18 protein-coding genes are annotated in these 20,283 nt (G+C 53.0%); 2 read left to right on the forward strand and 16 right to left on the reverse strand.

What is annotated here, in order from left to right; all coding sequences use genetic code 11:
- The 13 genes from WKI47_RS06935 to WKI47_RS06995 form a co-directional block, all read right to left on the reverse strand.
- Window positions 1-387 (reverse strand): hypothetical protein (locus WKI47_RS06935; protein WP_340226448.1); only part of this gene is annotated, 387 nt, incomplete at its 3' end.
- Window positions 388-533: 146 nt separating this feature from the next.
- On the reverse strand, window positions 534-986 hold the full coding sequence (locus tag WKI47_RS06940; protein ID WP_340226449.1) for a hypothetical protein: 453 nt from the start codon (window positions 984-986) through the stop codon (window positions 534-536).
- Window positions 987-1,178: 192 nt separating this feature from the next.
- The gene (locus tag WKI47_RS06945) at window positions 1,179-2,282 is read right to left on the reverse strand and encodes a hypothetical protein (RefSeq protein ID WP_340226450.1); all 1,104 of its coding nucleotides are present in this window, start codon (window positions 2,280-2,282) and stop codon (window positions 1,179-1,181) included.
- A gap of 662 nt (window positions 2,283-2,944) precedes the next feature.
- Window positions 2,945-4,921, reverse strand: a complete 1,977-nt coding sequence (locus tag WKI47_RS06950; RefSeq protein WP_340226451.1) for an ABC-F family ATP-binding cassette domain-containing protein — start codon at window positions 4,919-4,921, stop codon at window positions 2,945-2,947.
- A 90-nt stretch (window positions 4,922-5,011) separates the two neighbouring features.
- Window positions 5,012-5,587, reverse strand: coding sequence for a TetR/AcrR family transcriptional regulator (locus WKI47_RS06955; RefSeq protein ID WP_340226452.1), 576 nt, complete (start codon window positions 5,585-5,587; stop codon window positions 5,012-5,014).
- Window positions 5,584-6,405 (reverse strand): DUF92 domain-containing protein, encoded by an 822-nt coding sequence (locus WKI47_RS06960; RefSeq protein WP_340226453.1) that lies wholly within the window; start codon window positions 6,403-6,405, stop codon window positions 5,584-5,586. The genes WKI47_RS06955 and WKI47_RS06960 overlap by 4 nt, the downstream gene beginning before the upstream one ends.
- 61 nt (window positions 6,406-6,466) lie before the next feature.
- Window positions 6,467-7,087, reverse strand: a complete 621-nt coding sequence (locus tag WKI47_RS06965; RefSeq protein ID WP_340226454.1) for a fumarylacetoacetate hydrolase family protein — start codon at window positions 7,085-7,087, stop codon at window positions 6,467-6,469.
- A gap of 28 nt (window positions 7,088-7,115) precedes the next feature.
- Window positions 7,116-7,892, reverse strand: a complete 777-nt coding sequence (locus WKI47_RS06970) for a glycerophosphodiester phosphodiesterase (protein ID WP_340226455.1) — start codon at window positions 7,890-7,892, stop codon at window positions 7,116-7,118.
- Between the two features lie 69 nt (window positions 7,893-7,961).
- Window positions 7,962-9,533 carry a CapA family protein gene (locus WKI47_RS06975; protein WP_340226456.1) on the reverse strand — a complete coding sequence of 524 codons (1,572 nt, stop codon included), beginning with the start codon at window positions 9,531-9,533 and terminating at the stop codon, window positions 7,962-7,964.
- Window positions 9,534-10,286: 753 nt separating this feature from the next.
- A complete protein-coding gene (hemG, locus tag WKI47_RS06980; protein ID WP_340226457.1) occupies window positions 10,287-11,753 on the reverse strand; it encodes a protoporphyrinogen oxidase in 1,467 nt (488 codons plus the stop codon).
- The gene (gene hemH, locus WKI47_RS06985; protein WP_340226458.1) at window positions 11,746-12,699 is read right to left on the reverse strand and encodes a ferrochelatase; all 954 of its coding nucleotides are present in this window, start codon (window positions 12,697-12,699) and stop codon (window positions 11,746-11,748) included. The genes hemG and hemH overlap by 8 nt, the downstream gene beginning before the upstream one ends.
- A 179-nt stretch (window positions 12,700-12,878) precedes the next feature.
- The gene (hemE, locus tag WKI47_RS06990) at window positions 12,879-13,949 is read right to left on the reverse strand and encodes a uroporphyrinogen decarboxylase (RefSeq protein ID WP_340226459.1); all 1,071 of its coding nucleotides are present in this window, start codon (window positions 13,947-13,949) and stop codon (window positions 12,879-12,881) included.
- 185 nt (window positions 13,950-14,134) lie between these two features.
- Entirely contained in the window at window positions 14,135-14,791 is a 657-nt protein-coding gene (locus WKI47_RS06995) for an O-methyltransferase (RefSeq protein WP_340226460.1), read from the reverse strand.
- Between the two features lie 248 nt (window positions 14,792-15,039).
- On the opposite strand from WKI47_RS06995, the gene WKI47_RS07000 reads away from it, so the two are divergent.
- Window positions 15,040-16,185 (forward strand): class I SAM-dependent RNA methyltransferase, encoded by a 1,146-nt coding sequence (locus tag WKI47_RS07000; RefSeq protein ID WP_340226461.1) that lies wholly within the window; start codon window positions 15,040-15,042, stop codon window positions 16,183-16,185.
- 18 nt (window positions 16,186-16,203) lie between these two features.
- A complete protein-coding gene (locus WKI47_RS07005) occupies window positions 16,204-18,192 on the forward strand; it encodes an LTA synthase family protein (protein WP_340226490.1) in 1,989 nt (662 codons plus the stop codon).
- Window positions 18,193-18,742: 550 nt separating this feature from the next.
- On the opposite strand, the gene WKI47_RS07010 is transcribed toward WKI47_RS07005, so the two are convergent.
- The 3 genes from WKI47_RS07010 to racE form a co-directional block, all read right to left on the reverse strand.
- Window positions 18,743-18,970, reverse strand: a complete 228-nt coding sequence (locus WKI47_RS07010; protein ID WP_037282874.1) for a DUF1450 domain-containing protein — start codon at window positions 18,968-18,970, stop codon at window positions 18,743-18,745.
- A gap of 27 nt (window positions 18,971-18,997) precedes the next feature.
- Window positions 18,998-19,303, reverse strand: a complete 306-nt coding sequence (locus tag WKI47_RS07015; RefSeq protein WP_340226462.1) for an iron-sulfur cluster assembly accessory protein — start codon at window positions 19,301-19,303, stop codon at window positions 18,998-19,000.
- Window positions 19,304-19,388: 85 nt separating this feature from the next.
- The gene (gene racE / locus WKI47_RS07020; protein ID WP_340226463.1) at window positions 19,389-20,195 is read right to left on the reverse strand and encodes a glutamate racemase; all 807 of its coding nucleotides are present in this window, start codon (window positions 20,193-20,195) and stop codon (window positions 19,389-19,391) included.
- Window positions 20,196-20,283: the final 88 nt, after the last annotated feature.

A 20,283-nucleotide genomic window follows, 5' to 3' on the forward strand; every position in this document is an offset into this window, starting at 1 on the left:
ATGACCATCAATCCCTACTTGTAAAAGAGATACTCCAATAGCTAGGTATAATAAGAATGCAACAATTATCATTAAAACAAGTATTGAAAGGGGCACAAGAACCATGTAGAAGAAATTGATAAGAAGAGAAAATAACCATATCATTGGATGAATGAGAGCTATCAATATCACATTAAAAAAAATATTATTTTTATAGTATGTTATTGCAAGAAATAGCACTGAAGAAATAGTAGATAGAACGCAAAGAATACTTACTAATACTTTCATTGGAAAGAACGTTGAATTTAAAGCCGCAATTAAAAACATTACGGCAAGTAAGGTGCAAAAAACAAATGCAGGAACTGAAATAGCCCTATTTACCCCATTTTCTCTTTTAATCTTCTTCATTTGTTTTATCTCTCCTTAGAACTTTCAACTAACGTTTCTGTATTCACGACCCGACGACTGTCGGACCAAAGGCGTATGCCCGCAGCGTGAATATTATGTTATATGACGGAGCCACTTCTTCGAATAAACAAATAGGATATTAAGTTTTATATCAACTTAACCGTATTATTGATTACATCACATTCTAAAATTTCTACATATTGAGGTATCAAATGTCCGTATGTTCTTTTATAATATTCTGCTAATGTCTCATTTCTTTTTATTGAATAATCTTTAAGAACAAATAATATTTTTCTTGTATTTTCGGGCGCAAGTGAAAAGTACAACATCACTTCATTCCAAACTGTCAGTTTAGCACTTGGTACATTATTGCCTAATGTCCATTTGTGGCTTTTGCATTCAATGAGCACATCATTTCCTTTATCGTCTTTGCCTCCAAAATCGAATTTATGAACCTTTTTAGTTTGAAATCCCAGAGCAAAAGGGTATTTTGCAGTTACGTTAAATTTCATACTGATAAAATATTGTTCCGCTAATTCTTCAAATGAACTTCCTACATGAGCATTACTTAAGGCTCCTACTCTTTGAAAATTGGTCATTAATTATTCTCCTTTGATAGTAGTTTTAAATTCACTCTGGCTCTGTCATATAACGTTCCCGTATTCACGACTCGACGTATGTCGAGTGGCCGGCGAATGCCGGACCAAGGACGAATGTCTGCAGCGTGAATATTATGTTATCGGATGTCAATTACTTCTTCGAGTTACTAAGTTAAATTTTCAATAAGTCTGTCATACTATTCCTAAAGATCGTTTCTTTTGTTCTCTAAACTCTTCAAATTCTGACCACGACATTTCATGATTATTAATCATATCCTCAATGACTTTTCCTATATATCCTTGAAGCTCTAGCATTACCTTCTTTACTTGCATCTCATCTTCAAGAATATCTTCAATGCTATCACCTATATGAACAATTCTTGTTCGATAACCTATATGATTACCAGTTTCATCTTTTTTGCTTGTCAATTTATTAAATCTATCTTTTAATCTCAAATAATCATTATAATCTTTCGCTAAATGCGGAGTGATTTTTTTTCTTACATACTTAAACTGTTGATAGTCATCTGGATATGCTAAAAATTCAAGTAGTGTCATAGCTCTTACAAACTGAGTAGTCGGACTGTTAGACTCTAAAAAAGACGTGTGCATTGAAAGAGCCATTTTCGCAATCTTTCCCACTTCTCCATTTGTAGTGGTTAACTTTTCATATTTTTCAGAGATTTCTTCGCAATTATTCAAGTCTAAACCACTACCCTTTACTGCTTTATGAGTGATAATTGAACCTGCGATGATATAGCTTTCGTAATCATCAATATTAAAAATTAGCGCACTTGAGAATCCATCCGGTTGATCCCAAATTCCTGCGACACTTGGTAAAGTATCAATTAAATCTGCTCTACATAAAAAGAATTTCAATATATCCATTACTTTTTCTGCTTCGTTCGTAAGGCTTCTTAAAATTTTTAAATCATAATCATGAGAATCCGCTTCAAGAAACCGATCCCAGTCAAAGCCATCCACTGGAAATACTAATAAAGGGCTAGAATCAAATACTTCGGAGCAAGCGCCAGTTAAAGCTGTTGCAGCTTCTCGTAATGCCTGGCCCTCAAGACCGATTGCCATAAATTCATCTTCATTCATTTCACTACCATTCATAACCGAATGAAATTTATTTGGAACTGGTCTTAAAGAACGTATTTCAAACTCTCCAATTGGATAAAATCTATATTTACCAATTTTAAACTCGTCCTCAATTAAAACTCTTGATAACGGCATTACAACAAGATGTTGGCCATCGTTTAGTTCTTCATTAAATTCTTCAATCATATTCATTATCGTTACACTCTCCATAATTTAGAATTTAAAATATTGCTCTTGATTGATTTCCGATAACGTTCCCGTATTCACGACCCGGCGCATACCGGGTGTCCGACGACTGTCGGACCCAGGACGAATGTCCGCAGCGTGAATATTTTGTTAGATGTCGTGAAATCGACGGGCTTCTCTGCTTTCTCCCGCAAACTCACATCCAGTCTGCTTCCGGACGGAAGCGCACCTTCTCATTCAGTCAATCCGCATTCCTTATTCATGGATCAGTTTCCGTATGGAAACGTACACTCTTTGGCGCTTCTACACTTCTAATCCAAGATTCGCGTGAATCCACTTCCCGTTCTCTTCATTCTTTACCTATCCTTGTTCTTCCGTCGTATTTCATGTTCGTATAACGTCTTATTCATGAACTTCATCTATACCTCGTTTAAGCAGTATTCCTGAACTTCGCATATCCTACTTCACTCAGCTTATTCCCGAACCTCTTCCTTCCCTAATACATCTCAAAATGCTCATTCGCTTACTTTTTTCCATTTTAGCATCATAAGCATTATCCGTACACAAAATTCCCAATAAAAAAAGGTCTTTAGACGCATCATCGTCTAAAGACCTCAATCTTTCCAACTCTATATTACACTCCAATTGGCCTATTACTCCAGCCAATCTCAGCTTCTTCCCGCCTCAATCTGCTCCGCCAGTTCATTCAAATAGGTCCAACGCTCCATCAGTTCCTCCAACTTCGCTTCCGCTGCTGCCTGCTGCTGCATCAGCTCCTGAAGCTTCGCGGAATCGCTGGCTGAGCGTTCCATCTCGGCCGATATATCCTCGATCTTTTTCTCCGCCGCTTCGATCGTCGCGTCGATCGAGTCGTATTCGCGCTGCTCGTTATACGTGAACTTCGCTTTTTTCGCGGCAGGAGCGGGAGCTACGTTATCGGCAGCAGCCGTATTCGCTGCGCCGCTGCTTTTCCCGGCACCGGAAGAACCGTTCGCCGCACCTGATCCACCCGCTCCTTTCCCGCCTTCCGAGAACCCATCTTTTAACGAACCTCCACCCGTCCGCTCCATATACTCGCTATAATTCCCCGCATGAATCGCCACTTTCCCGCCGCCCTCAAAAGCAAACAGCTTATCGCACACCCGATCCAGGAAGTAGCGATCGTGGGATACGGTAATCATGACGCCGGGGAAATCGTCCAGATAATCTTCCAGCACCGTCAACGTCTGAATATCCAGATCGTTCGTCGGCTCGTCGAGCAGCAGGACGTTCGGGGCGGCGATCAGGATGCGTAGCAGGTACAGACGGCGGCGTTCGCCGCCGGATAGCTTCCCGATCGGCGTCCATTGGGCAGTCGGCGTGAACAGGAAGCGTTCCAGCATCTGCGACGCCGTCACGGTGCCTTCGTCCGTTTTGACCGTCTCGGCCGCTTCTTTGATATAATCAATCGCTCGCATACTCGGGTCCATCTCGGCGGCTTCCTGGCGGAAGTAGCCGACGCGGACGGTGGAGCCTTTGTCCACGGTGCCGCTGTCCGGTTCCAGATCGCCCGCGATCAGGTTGAGCAGCGTCGATTTGCCGCGTCCGTTCGGGCCGACGATGCCGATTCGGTCGCCTGGGACGGTCATGTAGGTGAGATCGTCGATCAGCAGGCGTCCGGCCAGCGTTTTGCCGACGTGATCGAGTTCGAGCACTTTGCGGCCCAATCTCGCGGATAACGTCGCCATTTCGAGATCGCCCGATTTTTGCTGCGGCTTGTCGTCCTGAAGCTGTTCGAACCGGTCGATCCGCGCTTTCTGCTTGGTCGAACGGGCTTTGGCGCCGCGACGTATCCAAGCCAGCTCTTTGCGCAGCAGGTTTTGACGCTTATCCTCGGTCGCCGCTTCGCGTTCTTCGCGTTCTGCTTTGAGTTCGAGGAAACGCGAATAGTTCGCGGTATAGCGGTGCATTTTGCCGTAATCCAGCTCCAGCATGACGTCCGCGACCCGATCCAGGAAGTAGCGATCGTGCGTCACCATAAGCAGCCCACCGCGGCGCTTTTTCAAATACGTTTCCAGCCACGCTACCGATTCCGAGTCGATATGGTTGGTTGGCTCGTCGAGGATCAGCAGCTCGGACGGTTGCACGAGCGCCGCCGCCAATGCGACACGCTTGCGCTGACCGCCGGACAACGTACCCATTTTCGCGTCAAAAATATCCAAACCGAGCTTCGACAGCACGCTTTTCGCTTCGCTCTCGATACTCCACGCGTTCAGCCGATCCAGCTCCTGTCCGGCTTTGAGCAGACGCTGCTGAAGTTCGTGCGAATCCGGCTCCTGTTCCAGCTTCAACGCTGTTTCGCTATATGCACGCGCCGCCGCCAACTCTTCCCCTTCGCCGTGCAACAATTGCTGGAGTACCGTCAATTCCGGATCGAAATCCGGGTTCTGCGCCAGGTAACGAATACGCACGCCCCCACCTTTTACTACCTGGCCCGAATCCGGCTGTTCGATGCCCGCGATTACTTTCAGGAACGTCGATTTGCCTGTGCCGTTCACGCCGACGACGCCGATCTTGTCCTGATCTTCCATGCCGAACGAAGCGTCGTCGAACAGCACCTTTTCCCCGTAACTTTTGGATACCCGTTCAACGGTCATGATATTCATCGCCGTTCACTCCCCTTTTCTGCTCACACTTTTCTTCTATAAAAAAACGAACTCCCGCTGCCTGCGGAAGCCCGTTCGTCCTCCAAAACCTCAGTTCAATTCCCCTTCGCTGCCGCGCAGGAACAATCGGACGGTCTGATCCACACGCAGTTCCAACTGTTCGCGCGTGAACTCGCCTTCGAACAAAATGTCCATTTTCAAGCGATCCAGCATCCCGATAAACGCTTTGGCGTAAAAGTCCGGGTCGGGCATCCCCGCTTCTTCCAGCACGTCCTTCACCGTCGCCATATAGCGGGTTAAGAATCCGTGCATCATCTTCATCAGCTCGGAATCATTGTTGGGCGCGTGGAAAAAGATTTTGCCGTGCGACTTTCGCTCGTAATAATACTCCAGATGGTGCTCGGCGACCTGTCGCAGCTTGGGCAGCAGCCCGTCCACATGCTTGACGCGATAATTCAGGTTACGCAAAAAGGTATCCCAATCCCGCCGCGTTACCGCCATAAACAGCTCTTCCTTGCTTTTGAAATATAAATACATCGTCCCTTTAGCGATTCCGGCATGCTCGGTAATATCCGAAATTTTGGTTTCATAGAACCCTTTTTGACCGAAAATCTCAAAGGCCGAATCCAGAATCGCTTCATGCTTCTCGCGCTGCGCTCCGCTCATCCGAACCACCTCCCTGCCAACACCATAATTGCCAAAGCCAACCCGCCGCCCGCGATCGAGGACAGCAGATTGACCGCATCGTTATTCATAAAAGGCCAGCCGCGATAACGCACGGTAGCTTGACCGCAATGCGTGCGGCTTTCGACGCTTTTTCCGCATACTTGGCAGCGATACATGACCTGAACCGTCGCACCCAGATACGAATCGACGAAAGCGCCGACGGTTCCGCCTAGCGCTCCCGCGGGAATCCAGGCCCACCACGGCCAGTCCGGCCCGCTTTTCGTCCATAGCAGCAATACGAGCGCCGCAGTGCCGATCATGCCCGCGCCGACGACCGCAGCCGTGCTGCCGCGAAGCGACACGCCTCCGGACGTCCCCGCAGGCAGCGGCTTCCACGTGACGATCGAGCGCGGCGGACTTTTGCTCAAGCTGCCCCACTCCGTTGCCCAAGTATCGGCGGTTACGGTAGCCATTACGCCGACGAAAGCACCGAACCAGAGCGGCGAAGGCCAGATATAGTTAGCCAGACACAACACCATGCCGATGCCGCCGTTGGCAAGCACCTGCACGGCGTCGCGCCGACCGCTTTTTTCGTACATTTGCTCGGCTTGGCGCTTCTCCGCCTGCTTGACCTTGGACAATACGCTCGATGTGATAAAAAAGAGCAGCAATAAGCCGAACCAGAACAGATCGCCCGCGCCGTAATAAATCGTGCCCATGATCACAGCCGCGATCGCGCCGGACGCCGACAATGAACGTTTTGCGTAGGCCGCACCCGCGACGAGGCAGGCGCCTACAGCTCCGATGATCCAATCCACTTGATGATACGCCTCCCGCGCGGAAGCCGCATCCGTCTAGCCTAGTCGCTTGACAAAGCTGCTAGCCGACGGTGCAGCCGCCCCATTTTTCTTCGTTCCAGTACAGCTCCAGCACGTCGCCGGCCACGGTCGGACCGACGCCTTCCGGCGTGCCCGTATAGATCAGATCGCCTTCGCCGAGACCGTAATGCTCCCCGATGTAGTCAATCAACGTTTGCAGGTCGAAGATCATGTTGGTGATGCTGCCTCGCTGCACGACTTCGCCGTTTTTGCGCAGCGAGAACCAGGCTTCGTTCAATGCGTCCAACCCGGGGAAAGCAATCTCTTGGGTCAACGGGGCAGAATTGCGGAAGCCTTTGGCCGCGGTCCACGGATGTCCTTTGGCTTTGATCTTCGATTGGACGTCGCGCAGCGTGAAGTCGATGCCGAGCGCGACCGATGCGACAAGATCTTCGACTTTGATGCCCGGCTCGTAAGCCCGGCCGATGCGCAGCACAAGCTCCGTCTCGAAATGCACTTCGCCTACGTTTTGCGGCAAAGCGATCGTTCCGTCGTCCAACGCACAAATCGCATGGGACGGCTTCAGGAAGATCATCGGTTCGGAAGGAACGTCATTGCCCAATTCTTCGGCGTGCTTTTTATAGTTGCGTCCTACGCAGTACACATTGTTGACAGCGATCATCGTAAATCCCCACCTTCGTCGTTTTAGGTTAAAAAGGCATCCAGCGACGCCATGCCGCACGTTCGCGGATCTCCGGCAGCTTGCGTGCCAGCAACCAGCGGTCCGGGCGATTCGTACAGATCATCAGATCCGGATGCATGGAGCCTAACTCGCGCATCCGGCGAATATTGTCTACCGTCCACACCATGATGTCGATGCCGCGTTCGATCGTGGATCGGACGAATGCCGGTTCGACTTTTGCGTGTGCAATCGACAGCAGGGTGCAGCCGCACTTCTGCAATCGCTGCTCCAAATCCGGAGGACGGGCATCGGTAATCAGTCCGCGGCGAACATCCGGTGCGAGAGCACGGGCTTCAAGCAACGCTTCGGGGATAAAAGAAGTCAGGACCACATCTTGCCCCATATTGCGCAGAGCCACTTCTTTTAAAACGGCAGCGGCAAGCCCTTGATAACTGTCCGCTTTCGCTTTCAGCTCGATATTGACCTTCAAGCGTCCGCGAACTTCGTCCAGCAGCTCGCCCAGCGTCGGAATCCGTTCCCCAGCATGCCAGCGCGATTTCCAGCGTCCGGCGTCCAGTTTTTTCAGCTCCGCCAATGTATGGTTACGGACAATCCCGCTACCGTTAGCCGTACGGCCGAGCGTAAAGTCATGAATAACCATCGGTACGCCGTCGCTCGACAGCTGGACGTCGATCTCGATCCATTCCACTTCCGGTATCTTCATCGCCAGCCGGATCGCAGCCAGCGTATTTTCAGGCGCCACGCCCGAGAACCCCCGGTGCGCGACGCAGCGATTGTTCAACATCCTTTTCGTCATCTCCTGATGGTTACGCGAGAAAATGGTCGATTGTTGCGGAAGCTCAAAGCAAACGAATCAATTCGCCGTAATCCGTCCGTTGGCATCGATACGCACACCGGGCGACAGACTCTCAATACGCTTTAGCAGCTTCTGCGCATCATCCTGTTCCATCGGAACCGGACGGCCCACTTCAGCCCAGTACGGAACCAGTTTCAGTGAGCAATCGCCGTTTTTGCTGCACTCCGCCTGGAACACGCCTGTCTCCCAAGTCTTTGCCGTGGCGGATTTCGTGAAAATAAAGTTGCCGGTTCCGTATGCGATCCATTTGCCTTTGTATTGTTCAAAGCCTTGCAGCACGTGAGCGTGACCGCCAATGATCAGATCGGCTCCGGCGTCGATCATCCGGTGAGCCAGCGTCGTCTGGTTATCATCCGGCAGATCGACACGTTCTTTGCCCCAATGCACGATAGCAACCACGACATCGGCATTCTTTTTCGCGGCTTCGACGGCACGCGCGGCGGTTTCCGGATCGTAGGCGCTGGCCGCGCCCGGATGATCCGGTCCCGCCGCCCAATCCGTTTCCGGCAACACCCGGCTGACACCGACGATCGCGACCTTGACGCCTTTACGTTCCACGTAGACCGGAGCGTAGGCGGCAGAAGCGTCTTTGCCCGCGCCGACATGGGCAAGGCCCGCCTGATCCAAATTGGTGATCGTATCCAATAACCCGTTGATCCCCTGATCCAGCGTGTGATTGTTCGCCAGATTCACGACATCCACGCCTGCATTCTTCAAAGGACCCAGCGCTTTCGGCGACGACTTGAACACGAATGATTTATCCGCTCCGGTCGTGCTTAGCGCCGTAACTGGCGTTTCAAGATTAATAACCGTCAAATCATCGTTTTTAAACCGATCCTGTACATAAGCGTACGGATAATCGTAGCCTTCTTTCTCCAAAAGAGACTGCACTTTGCCGGAAAAAATGACGTCTCCGGCGAAGGTCAGATTGACAACGGCGCCGTTGTCGGCCGAAGGCGTAGGGATGGCTGCTGTTTCGGCTGGAGCTTGTTCGCCAGCCTGGCCGGAGGAGTCTTCGTCCTCCGGCTGGGAACCGCCTGCCTCGGCAGCAGGCGGCTCGGCGGCAAGTCCTCCGGCCGCCGGTGGGGCCGCGCCTACGGCGGAGCCGGCGGCCAGAGGCGGATTCGCTTCCGAGGAATCCGCCTCGCCGCCGCTGAGCGGCGCGTCCCCGGCCTGATCTTCGGCCGGGGCACCCCCGTCCGGCTGCGCATCTGCGCCGGACGGCTCTTCAAGATCGGCTGCATCGCTGCCGATCGGCTCCGCCCCAGCCGCCGCTTCGGAGGCGGCTGGCTCTTGCGCGTCGGACGATTCTTCCCCGTCCGACAAGCCCGGCGCTTCCGCGATCCCTGCCGCGGAAGCGAGCGCAGATTCATTCTGCGCGGCGGCTGCACGCAAAGCCGCAGCCGTACTGGCTTCTCTAGCCGCGTGCTCGCGCGCATAAACCAACGCCGCGCCTGCGACAACCAACAGCGCCAAGATCAAATTAACCGTCAACAACACCCGGCGCTTACGCTTCCGGGCTTTCTTGGTTCGAGTGCTTCTCGAACGCGGGGAATCCAAATCATTCAAAGCGCAAAATCTCCTTCAATCTATCGGGACAACATCAATAACCGAAGACATTTAAATTTAACTAGGGCGTGTACGCAAACTCCGAAGGGCGCAGATTGAGCTGAATTTTCGTTCTCATCCAGGAACTTTTCCGAAGGCGTGCCGGGGCACGTCAAGGGAACGTGACGTAGAGGAGGGCGAAAAGGCAGCTCAAGATGCACGTCGCCTGAGTTTGCGTACACGCCCTAGTACTCTGTATTAAATCTAAGGTTTTCAAGAGGCGTAACCTACCATCTTAAACGGTCAACGTACTCGCAGTCTGATCCGCAAAGCTAATCTTCATTATAGCAGGTTATCCGGCAGAAGGAGAAGGCAAGCTCGTCAAAACAAAAAAAGCCGCTTCATTATCCCCGATCCCCGGATAACGAAAACGACTGATTGGAGCGGCTTGTTTGCTCACACGGTCATGTTTGCGTTTGTCTGCGACACATACCGTTCAACTGTAATCCGTTGCGAACTTCATTCGAATGCGTGCAAAACGTCAACATTTTCGAGCATCCGACACTCTTTTCCCTTTGGATTATGACGTTTGGTCAACATTTTAGCTAAAATCACTCCGAATCTCGCGATTGCTTTCCAAAATGTTGACGCTTCGTCAGCATTCTCAAAAAAGGAACCTTTTTTCCCGGAAATTGCGTGCAAAACGTCAACATTTCCAAGCCACAGACCGATTTCCCGGCAAATCGCAACTTGTTAGGCTACGATTCGCCCTGCTCACCCTGCCGACATAGCAGGAGCCGAAGCCTCATCCGCTACCGAAGCTTTTGTCGCCGCCGCGATCGCCGCCATTTGCGTCGAAATCTCTTTCGCCTGGCGGATACAGTCCGGCAAGCCGACGCCGTCGTAACCCGCTCCGGCGATAAAGACGCCCGGCAGCTCCTTCGCCATCTGCTCGCGCAAATCGGCAATTTGCTGCTTGTGCCCTACCGGATACTGCGGCATCGAGTTGTTAAGACGCGTCACTTCCGTGAACAGCGGCTCCGCGTCGATCCCCATCAGGTCGAGGATGTCTTGGCGAACCAGTTCCACCAGTCCGGCGTCATCGCGCTTCAATGCTTCCTGCTCCCCGGCCCGTCCGACGTAACAGCGCATCAGCACTTTGTCGTCCGCGCTGGTATGCAGCCATTTGGCCGACGTCCAGGTACAAGCGGTAATCGTGCGCCCTTCTTTGCGCGGAACGAGGAAGCCCGATCCGTCGAACGTGGTTTTGATGTCTTTTTTATCGAAAGCCAATACCACATTCGCCACCGACACATAGTCGATATCGTCCAGCGCCGCCGTGTTCACGTGCGGCGACAGCAGATTCGACGTGGCGAACGTCGGCGTGGTGACCACGACGAAATCCGCCGCGACCGCGCTGCCGTTTTCCAGTTCTACCGTATAGCCGTTTTGCGGCTGCTTGACGATCGAGACCGCTCCCGTGTTCGGACGCAGATCGACCGTGCCGGACAGCTCGGTAATCAGCGCATGGATCAGGCTTTGCAATCCTTGACGGAACGTCAGGAACATGCTTTTTTTCGTGCCCGTATGCGTCTCGACCGGTTTGCGACCCGTCATCATGCCGCGGATCAGGCTACCGTGCTCGCGTTCGACGGCGCCGAATTGCGGGAACGTCGACTGAAGGCTGAGATGGCGCGTATCGCCCGCGTAGATGCCCGCAAGCAGCGGTTCGGTCACGTTTTCCAACACTTCGTGTCCCAATCTCCGCTCGATAAAATCGCCCAGCGATTCGTCTTCTTTGCTCCGACGCGGCGGCAACACGTAATCCATCAGCGCGCGCAGTTTACCCGCAGGCGAAACCAGTTTGCTGGCGAGAAAAGGCTTGAGTTGCGTCGGAATGCCCAGCACAAGCCCCGAAGGCATCTCGTGCAGCTTGCCTTTATGCAGCAAGTACGTTTTTTTGGCATCCGGGTTGGTCGTCACCAGATCGTGGTCGATCTCGAGATCTTTTGCCAGGTCGACCATCGCCGTTTTGCGGGCCAGGAACGAATCCGGGCCTTTTTCGATCACGAAGCCTTCCTTGTGCAGCGTCTCGATCTTTCCGCCCCATGTATTCCCTTTTTCCAGCACGGTGATGATCGGCTCGAAGCCGGCTTCGCGCAGGAAGTTCCGGGTGTAAAAGGCGGCGCTGAGGCCGGTCAGGCCCCCGCCGATAATGACGACGTTACGCTGTTCAGCCATGAACCAGCGCCCCTTTGCGGCATTCGGTTACGACGCAATCCGCCAACGTCTCCATGTATAGCGGATCTGTGTTCAGCGAGTCGATGCGCATCAGGCGAACATCCAGCTCCGCAGCCACGTCCTGCGCTTCGATATCCAGATCGTACAATACTTCCAGATGGTCGGAAACGAAACCGAGCGGCGAAACGAGCATATAACGAACGTCCTTCTCGGACAGATCCTTCATCGTATCGAGCACGTCCGGACCAAGCCACGGCTCTGCCGTGCGGCCGGCGCTTTGCCATGTGAACTGCCAGTTGGTCACGCCTGCCGCAGCCGCGACCGCTTCGGACGTTTCCAGCAGTTGGTCGCGGTACGGATCGCCGATCGACAAGATGCGTTCCGGCAAACTGTGCGCGCTGAACAGCACTTTGACTTCGTCGCGCGGCGCGCCGCTGTCGACGAACGCGTCCAGCTTGGCCGTTACCCGCTTCGCGAACGCTTCGATCAGTTTCGGATGCAGATGGTAGCTTTCGATAAAGCTCATGCGCACGCCGGTTTCTTCGGCCGTTTGCTTCGCGCGCTTGATATAGCTGCCCACGCTCATCGTCGAAAAGTGCGGAGCCAGCACGATGCCGACCGCTTCCGCGATGCCGTCGTTCGCCATATTCCGCACGCCGTCTTCGATAAACGGCTCCGCGTGCTTCAACCCTTGGTAACACACGAATTCCGCGTCCGGCAGTTCCATGCGGTCCAGCTCGGCCTGAATCTTTTCGACCTGGCGATCGGTATTTTCGCGCAGCGGAAACACGCCGCCCACGATCGCTTCGTAACGGTCTTTCAGTTCTTTGAGCTGTTCCGGCGCGGGCGGGTTGCCTCTGCGAATATGGGTGTAATACGCCTCGACGTCATCCAGGCTTTTCGGCGTTCCGTAAGACATGACGAGCACTCCGATTTTTTTCTTCAACTTGATTTCCCCTCTCCTGCCATGATGGGAGCCGGCTTTCGCCGCTCCGTGTCCGTGCTTGTCGCATGTCGGATCTTTGAAGCGTTAACTTAATTATGGCCGCGAAAAGCCGCTTGATTGCGGAAATTCGCGACTTTTCGGTTTTGTTTTTGCGTGGTTGTGGCATGCTTACCTTTTATTTAACCCCGGGTTCCGACGCGCGATAGCGCCTGAGCCGAATATTCATGCACGTATCCGGTCAGCTCGCGCAATTTATCCAACGAAGCTTCCGGGAACAGACCATGCCCCAGATTGAAAATGTATCCGGGTTGCTGCACGCCTTCGTCGATGATTTTCGCGGCACGCTCATGAATAAGTTCCTGCGGTCCGGTCAAAACGAACGGATCGAGATTCCCCTGTACCGCGTAGCCTTCGCCGAGACGTCTGCGGCCTTCCGCAATCGATACGCGCCAGTCCAGTCCGATGACGTTGGCTTTCAACCCGCGCAAGGTCGGCAGCAGCTCGCCCGACGCGACACCCGGGAAATAAATCTTCGGGACGTTTTGCATGTCCGGCAGCGCAGACAGCTCGTCGAAGATTCGCGTAATCGTCGGCAGCACATAATAGGAAAAGTCTGCCGGAGACAATGCGCCGACCCAACTGTCGAACACCTGGAACGCTTTGCCGCCGTTTTGTACATGCGCGCGCAGATAAGCAATGACCATGTCGCCCAGCTTGTCCATGAGCGCGAACCACGTTTTCGGCTCGCTGTACATCATCGTTTTGGTGCGGATGTAATTTTTCGACGGACGGCCTTCGATCAGGTAGCTGGCAATCGTAAAAGGAGCCCCGGCAAACGTAATCAACGGCACGTCCAGCTCGCGGTCCAAGATCCGAATCGTTTCCAACACATGGCCGAGATCGCCTTCGACATCGATCGGCCGCAAACGCTCCACGTCGGCAAGACTGCGAATCGGGTTGTCGATGACCGGACCAATATCCTTTACGATATCAAAATCGATCCCCAGCGAGGCAACCGGATTCATAATGTCCGAATACAAAATGGCCGCGTCCACACCCAGCTTACGCACCGGCATCAGCGTGACTTCGGCTGCAAGCTCTGGACGGCGGCAAATTTCGAGCAGCGAATAGTTTTCTTTGATTTTGCGGTACTCCGGGTCGTATCGGCCGGCCTGCCTCATATACCAGACAGGCAGACGATCGACCTCCTGACCATAACAGGCCCGGATAAAACGATCATTATAAGTCATGTCGATAAGAGCCTCCAATACCGGTTGATAACGGTCTAACGAAATACATTCAATTTTAATTATGCGCTTTTGAAACGTTTGTCACAAGCTGCGATTACGACGATTGTTTGACGTTTTCGTATCTATATATTATCCACCCCAAGCGGCCGTTTGGAAACCACTCGGGACGCTTTCTCATTCAACGTTCACGTATTCTTCACCATTGCGATAGCCAGTCCGTCGTAAGCAGGCAGCAGCGTCCCAAGCAACCTCGGATCGTCCGCCATCCGGCGGTTGAATTCGCGCACGATTTGAATCGCCGGACCGTTGCGCTCGAAATTAAGCGTGCGTCCGCGCAGCAGCAGATTGTCGGCCACGATCACCGCACCCGGATTCGCCATGTCGATCGCCAACTCCAGATAGTTCAGGTAGTTCAGTTTGTCCGCGTCGATAAAAAAGAAATCGAATTTCTCGCCGGCCGCCTTCAACTGTTCCAGGCTGTCGACCGCAGGTCCGATCATATAGCGCGTCTGTTCGCCGAAACCCGCTTCTTCCAAATGCTTTTTCGCCACTTCCGCATAATCGGGTCTCAGCTCCAACGACGTAACCGTGCCGCCTTCCGCCATGCCGCGGGCCATGCAGATCGCACTGTAACCCCCGAGCGCTCCGATTTCCAAAATGCGCTTCGCGCCGGTCAACGTCACCAGCAGCGTCAACATCTTCCCGTACCCCGGCGCTACCGATACATCCGGCATTTTCGCGTCGTGTATTTTTTCCTTGATTCTGATTAAAAGGTCGTCCTCGCGCGCGAGATCGTCCATATAAGCTTCGGCCGCCGAAGCGCTCATATGCAGGTCGTTCATTTTCTTCACTCTCCGTTTTCGCTTATCCGTTGTTTCCGAATCTTCTGAATATATTGTAACCCTAGCAGTGTTCCCCTATACTAGATTGAGCTGAGCATTGGACGCACAAATATCCCCGGAAGCGCAAAGTTGCGCCCGGACACGTCAAGCCTTCATCTGATCATTGTACGATTTTATCGCAGGCTTCACAAGCGAAATCGCGGATTTGTAATGCCTGCTTTTCACCTTTAACAAACGGAGCTGAACTTATGAGAATTCCTGAACAATTAACTCTGATCGCCACCTGTGCCATGGGCATCGAAGCGGTCGTCGCACGCGAACTGAAAGACCTCGGCTACGCCGATGCCCGTACGGAGAACGGCCGCGTCACCTTCACCGGCACGCCTGCCGATATTTGCCGCGCCAATCTGTGGCTGCGCACCGCCGACCGCGTCTTGATCAAAATGGCCGAATTCCCCGCCGTGACGTTCGAAGAACTGTTCCAGGGCGTCAAAGCCGTCGATTGGGCCGCCTTTATCCCGGAGTACGGCGAATTCCCGGTCAACGGACGCTCGCACAAATCGCAGTTGTCCAGCGTGCCGGCCTGCCAATCTATCACGAAAAAAGCCGTTGTCGAGAAAATGCGGGAATCGTACGGCACCGAATGGTTCAACGAAGACGGCCCGCTGTTCACGCTTGAAGTCACGATGCTGAACGATATCGCCACGATCACGCTGGACACGACCGGTCCTTCGCTGCACAAACGCGGCTACCGCAAAACGACCGTCGAAGCGCCTTTGAAAGAAACGATGGCCGCCGCGCTGATCCTGCTCAGCCGCTGGGGCCCGCACCGTCCGTTTTACGATCCGTTCTGCGGTTCCGGCACGTTGCCGATCGAAGCCGCGCTGATCGGCTGGAATATCGCGCCGGGCCTGCGCCGCAGTTTCCCGTCCGAACGTTGGGACTTCGTGCCGGAAGAATTGTGGAACCAGGCTCGCGACGAAGCGTTCGACGCCGTACGCGACGAGATTCCGTTGAATATCGGCGGCAGCGATATCGACCCGGAAGCCGTCGAGATCGCCAAAGCTTCGGCCAAACGCGCCGGGCTCGGCACCGAAATTTCGTTCAGCGTCCAGCCTGTCGCCCGCTTCAAAGCGGAAGGCAAGTTCGGCTGCATGATCACCAACCCGCCTTACGGCGAACGGCTCAGCGAAGAAGAAGAAGTCGAGAAAATGATCCGTCAGCTCGGACGCGCCGCGCTCGATCTGCAAGACTGGTCGTTTTTCGCCATCACCCCGACCGAGAACTTCGAGCAAAACTTCGGCAAAAAAGCCGACAAGCGCCGCAAACTGTTCAACGGACGGATCGAGTGTCAGTTCCTTCAGTTCCTGGGACCGCTGCCTCCTCGCCGTTAAGGAGTGAATATCTTGCAAATGTGGACTTCATCAACCCGACCCGGCCCCAAGCCGGGTCTTCTCTTTACCTCGGTCGTCTATGTGCTGTTCGTGCTGCTGATATTGGGTAAGCTGCGATTGCTGCACGGCAACCTACAGCTTCCGTACATTGATATGGGCGCCATGGACTTCCTGATCGCTGCGGGGTGTGTGCTGGCTCTGTCGTTTTGGGTATTCTGGCTGCCTTTTCGTGCTCGTCTCTGGGCTTTGGCGCTGCTGGATCTGCTGCTGACCGCGCTGATCTTCGCAGATCTCGTCTATTTCCGCTATTTCGGAGATTTTCTCACCGTGCCGGTGCTGCTGCAAGCGGGACAGGTCGAATCGCTCGGCGGCAGCATTGCGGAATTGCTGCGCTGGCGCGACCTTTGGCTATTCGCCGATTGGCCGCTGATGCTAACCGCCGCGCTGTGGGGCTGGTCGAGACGGCGCAAAAACGCCCAAGTCTTGTCCGGTACCTCGACCTACTCGTTTGGAACGGGTACGCCGTCGTCTTCGCGCCGAAGCGTTCGTTTCCTTAAGCGTTTCGCGGCCGGACTTCTGGTGCTGGTCATCGGGTTCTCCGCCGCCTTTTTCCCGATCCGCCATGCTTCCCAGACTTGGGCCAAAAACCTGTTGGAAAACAACTGGTGGAATATGTCGATGTACAATGTGACGGGCTTGCTCGGTTTTCATGCGATCGACGCTTACCGTTACGCGCAGATCGCAATCGGCAAAGGCCAATCGTTGCCGGAGGAACGCTTGGCCGAGATTCGGGATTGGTTTGAGCAACATCGCGCAGCGCGCACGGGTCCGGCAGAACTGCTGGGCAAGTACGAAGGCAGCAATGTCGTCATGGTACAAGGTGAAGCGTTTATGAACTTTTTTGTCGGCAAAGAAATCAACGGACAGCCGATCACCCCAAACCTCGACGCGTTGATGGCGGACAGTCTGTATTTCGATCATTTTTACCATCAGACCGGGCAAGGACGTACTTCGGATGCCGATCTTGCCGCCAACTTTTCGCTGCATCCGCTGCCTTCGGGTTCTGTTTTTATCCGCTACGCCGACAATGAATTCGAGACTTTGCCTTCTATCCTGAAGGAGCAAGGCTATACGGCTAATGTGTTCCACGCGTACGACGGCAGCTTTTGGAATCGGAATCGCATGTATCAGGAAATGGGTTACGACCGTTTTTATACGGAAAAAGATTACGAGATCGACGAACCGCTCGGCTGGTCGCTCGGGGATCGCTCGTTCCTGAATCAGTCGGTCGCTTTTATGGAAAATACGCCTGAGCCGTTCTACTCGTTCCTGATTACGCTCAGCAGCCACCATCCGTACAATCTGACGCTGAGCGAACAGGACAAACTTCCGGTAGGCGAGTTCGAAGGCACGACGTTCGGCGATTATCTGCAATCCGTGCATTACGTCGATTCGGCATTGGGCGATATGGTCGAACGGTTGAAAAGCGACGGGTTATGGGACAATACGATCTTCGTGTTCTACGGGGACCATGACTTTTCGCTCGACGAACGCGAAGCGGTAGGCAAGCTGCTGGGACGCGAGGTGTCAGAGTTTGAGTATACGCAAATGATGGGCCAGGTTCCGCTGCTCATGCACTTGCCGGACGGTCAGCTTGCGGGAACGTACGAACAGCCCGGCGGCCAGCTCGATATCATGCCGACGCTGCTCTCGCTGCTTGGCGTAGATGCTGGGGATTACGCGTTGATGGGCAGCAATCTGCTGAACGACGCGGCGCAGGATCGATTAGTCGTTTTGCGCACCGGTGCTTTTACCGACGGCAACATTTATTACGAGCCTTCGGCCGACGGCGTGTTCGAGAACGGGATCTGCTACGATCTCGCGACCGGGCAACCGACCGATGTGGAGCAAGCACGTACGGGGTACGACGAAGCGGTGAAGAGGCTGGCGATTTCGGATGACGTATTGGCGAAGGATTTGATTCCGACGTTGGAGTTAAAGCCTTGATCTTCATGGATAACGGAGCAGAAGGCGGTAAAGAGAAATATGAAGCGGGATCGCGCAAGGGAAGAATCGGATCGCAAGTAGATTTGGGGCCGACTTCGACAGCGGCAACCGGTGTGTGTGTAGATTCGAAATGAACTCTTTCTTGAAAAGTTGACCAAATATCAAGATTCTATCGAATAAATTATTATATTTCGCAGAATATTGATGAAATGCTCACATTTTCGCCCGAAATAAACCTCAAACGCTTTTTTTCTTGAAAAATGTTGACCAAATCTCAACACTTTTGCTTTTGTGCTTATTTTTAGGCTGAAATGCTGACGAAACGACAACATTTTGTTGCGCAGCCCGCAGTCTCGCTGGCGTTTGAGAAATTTGGATTTTATCGCTGCCGTTCCTGGCACGGCAAGCTTGCATACGCCGTCTTACATTCGAAAAAGCCCCGAATTCCGTCAATGCGGAACTCGGGGCTTTTTTGAAAAACCGGTCGTACGCGCAGCGGGGCAGCCAAGCCGAATGGCTCAGTGCCGACATCATAGCCGCGATGTACCGATTATGATTTTTTTATAAAAGGCGCGACCTTCTCCAACACTTCGGCTTCTGTCGGAGCGCTGACGTAACGGCCGTTAATGAAGACAAATGCCCGTTTGCCGCAAGGACCGCAGTACGACTTGCAGCCGACTTTGATCTCGGCATCGGGAGCCATTTTTTGCAGCTTCGGCACGATGGTCTTCATGCGTACGTGCTGACATTTATCGCAAACGCGAATATCGTTAGCCATGATTCTTCCCTTCTTCTTCGGCGGTTCTTAGTGGTCGCCGTGGTTACCCTTCGAAGGGTTCGTAATCACAAATCCTTCTTCCTGGGTGCTGTACAGATAGTCGATCTTGATTCCGTCGAGCAGCGGTTCGCTTGCATCGACCAGAACGCTGATGTCCTTGTCGGTTGCTACCAGCTCGTCGCCGTCTTTTTGCTTGTCCAGATCCATGCCGTAGTGGGCGTGATCGCCGTGCGAATGCGTAATGAATACGCGGACGTTCATGTCTTTGTTTTCTTCCTTGTTCAATTCTTCCAGCAGTTTTTTGGCAGCGTTACGCGTAATTTTGACCTTCATGACAGACTCCTCCCGCCTACGGCGTTCAGCCGCGGCTCTTCATAAAATGATGATGCAGCAAAAAGGCGGCTTCAATGTTATCCAGTTACATTGATGCGACCTGCCAAATTGCTTTCGTTCTTGCGATATACTCGGCCAGCCACTTTTGCGCGATTTTCTCGAACATATCCGATTCACCGCTATGCAGAAACCGATGCTCGGGGATGGAATCGCCGGTCTCCAGCTGTCCTTTTTCGTACAAGATCGTACTGACCTCGCGGGCTGTCTCTTCCGCCGAACTGATCAGATTCACCGACGGTCCCATGACCCGCTGAATCGTGTCCGCAAGGAACGGATAGTGGGTACAGCCCAAAATCAGACAGTCGAGCGGCAGCGCACGCAGTGGGAGCAGCTCGTTTTTGACAATCTCATACGTAGCCCGGCCACTGAAATGCCCCTGCTCAACCAAAGGAACAAACGACGGACAGGCTCGGCTGACGACATTGACAAAAGGAGAGATCTGCTTGAGCGCCTGGGCATACGCCCCGCTATCGACTGTTCCTTTTGTCCCAATGACTCCGATGATGCCGTTATTGGCTTTGCTGATCGCCGCACGGGCACCTGGATGAATGACGCCGACAACCGGAATATCCACCTTTTCCGCAATCGTATCGAGTGCCGCGGCGGTGGCCGTATTGCAGGCGATGACGATCATTTTGGGATTGAACGTCATGAGATAATCGACGATCTGCTCCGTAAATGCGCGGACTTCCATGAGATCACGCGGTCCGTAAGGGGTACGCGCCGTGTCTCCGAAATAGATGATCTGCTCTCTCGGCAATTGACGCATGACCTCTCTGGCCACGGTTAGGCCGCCGACTCCCGAATCCATTATCGCAATAGCTTGCTGCACGAGTACACGCTTCCTTCATATCGTTTTCCCGAACATCCACCTCTTATGGACAAACTACCCTAAGACATGGACCGGGGTTAAAATTAAG

It is taken from the genome of Saccharibacillus sacchari (genome assembly GCF_037722395.1).
Lineage (GTDB): Bacteria > Bacillota > Bacilli > Paenibacillales > Paenibacillaceae > Saccharibacillus > Saccharibacillus sacchari_A.

Bases quoted from the DNA above. Each gene is read 5' to 3' on its own strand.
- WKI47_RS06940 (WP_340226449.1), bottom strand. From the start codon at position 986: ATGACCAATTTTCAAAGAGTAGGAGCCTTAAGTAATGCTCATGTAGGA.
- WKI47_RS06945 (WP_340226450.1), bottom strand. From the start codon at position 2,282: ATGAATATGATTGAAGAATTTAATGAAGAACTAAACGATGGCCAACAT.
- WKI47_RS06950 (WP_340226451.1), bottom strand. From the start codon at position 4,921: ATGAATATCATGACCGTTGAACGGGTATCCAAAAGTTACGGGGAAAAG.
- WKI47_RS06955 (WP_340226452.1), bottom strand. From the start codon at position 5,587: ATGAGCGGAGCGCAGCGCGAGAAGCATGAAGCGATTCTGGATTCGGCC.
- WKI47_RS06965 (WP_340226454.1), bottom strand. From the start codon at position 7,087: ATGATCGCTGTCAACAATGTGTACTGCGTAGGACGCAACTATAAAAAG.
- WKI47_RS06970 (WP_340226455.1), bottom strand. From the start codon at position 7,892: ATGTTGAACAATCGCTGCGTCGCGCACCGGGGGTTCTCGGGCGTGGCG.
- hemG (WP_340226457.1), bottom strand. From the start codon at position 11,753: ATGGCTGAACAGCGTAACGTCGTCATTATCGGCGGGGGCCTGACCGGC.
- hemE (WP_340226459.1), bottom strand. From the start codon at position 13,949: ATGACTTATAATGATCGTTTTATCCGGGCCTGTTATGGTCAGGAGGTC.
- WKI47_RS06995 (WP_340226460.1), bottom strand. From the start codon at position 14,791: ATGAACGACCTGCATATGAGCGCTTCGGCGGCCGAAGCTTATATGGAC.
- WKI47_RS07000 (WP_340226461.1), top strand. From the start codon at position 15,040: ATGAGAATTCCTGAACAATTAACTCTGATCGCCACCTGTGCCATGGGC.
- WKI47_RS07005 (WP_340226490.1), top strand. From the start codon at position 16,204: ATGTGGACTTCATCAACCCGACCCGGCCCCAAGCCGGGTCTTCTCTTT.
- WKI47_RS07010 (WP_037282874.1), bottom strand. From the start codon at position 18,970: ATGGCTAACGATATTCGCGTTTGCGATAAATGTCAGCACGTACGCATG.
- WKI47_RS07015 (WP_340226462.1), bottom strand. From the start codon at position 19,303: ATGAAGGTCAAAATTACGCGTAACGCTGCCAAAAAACTGCTGGAAGAA.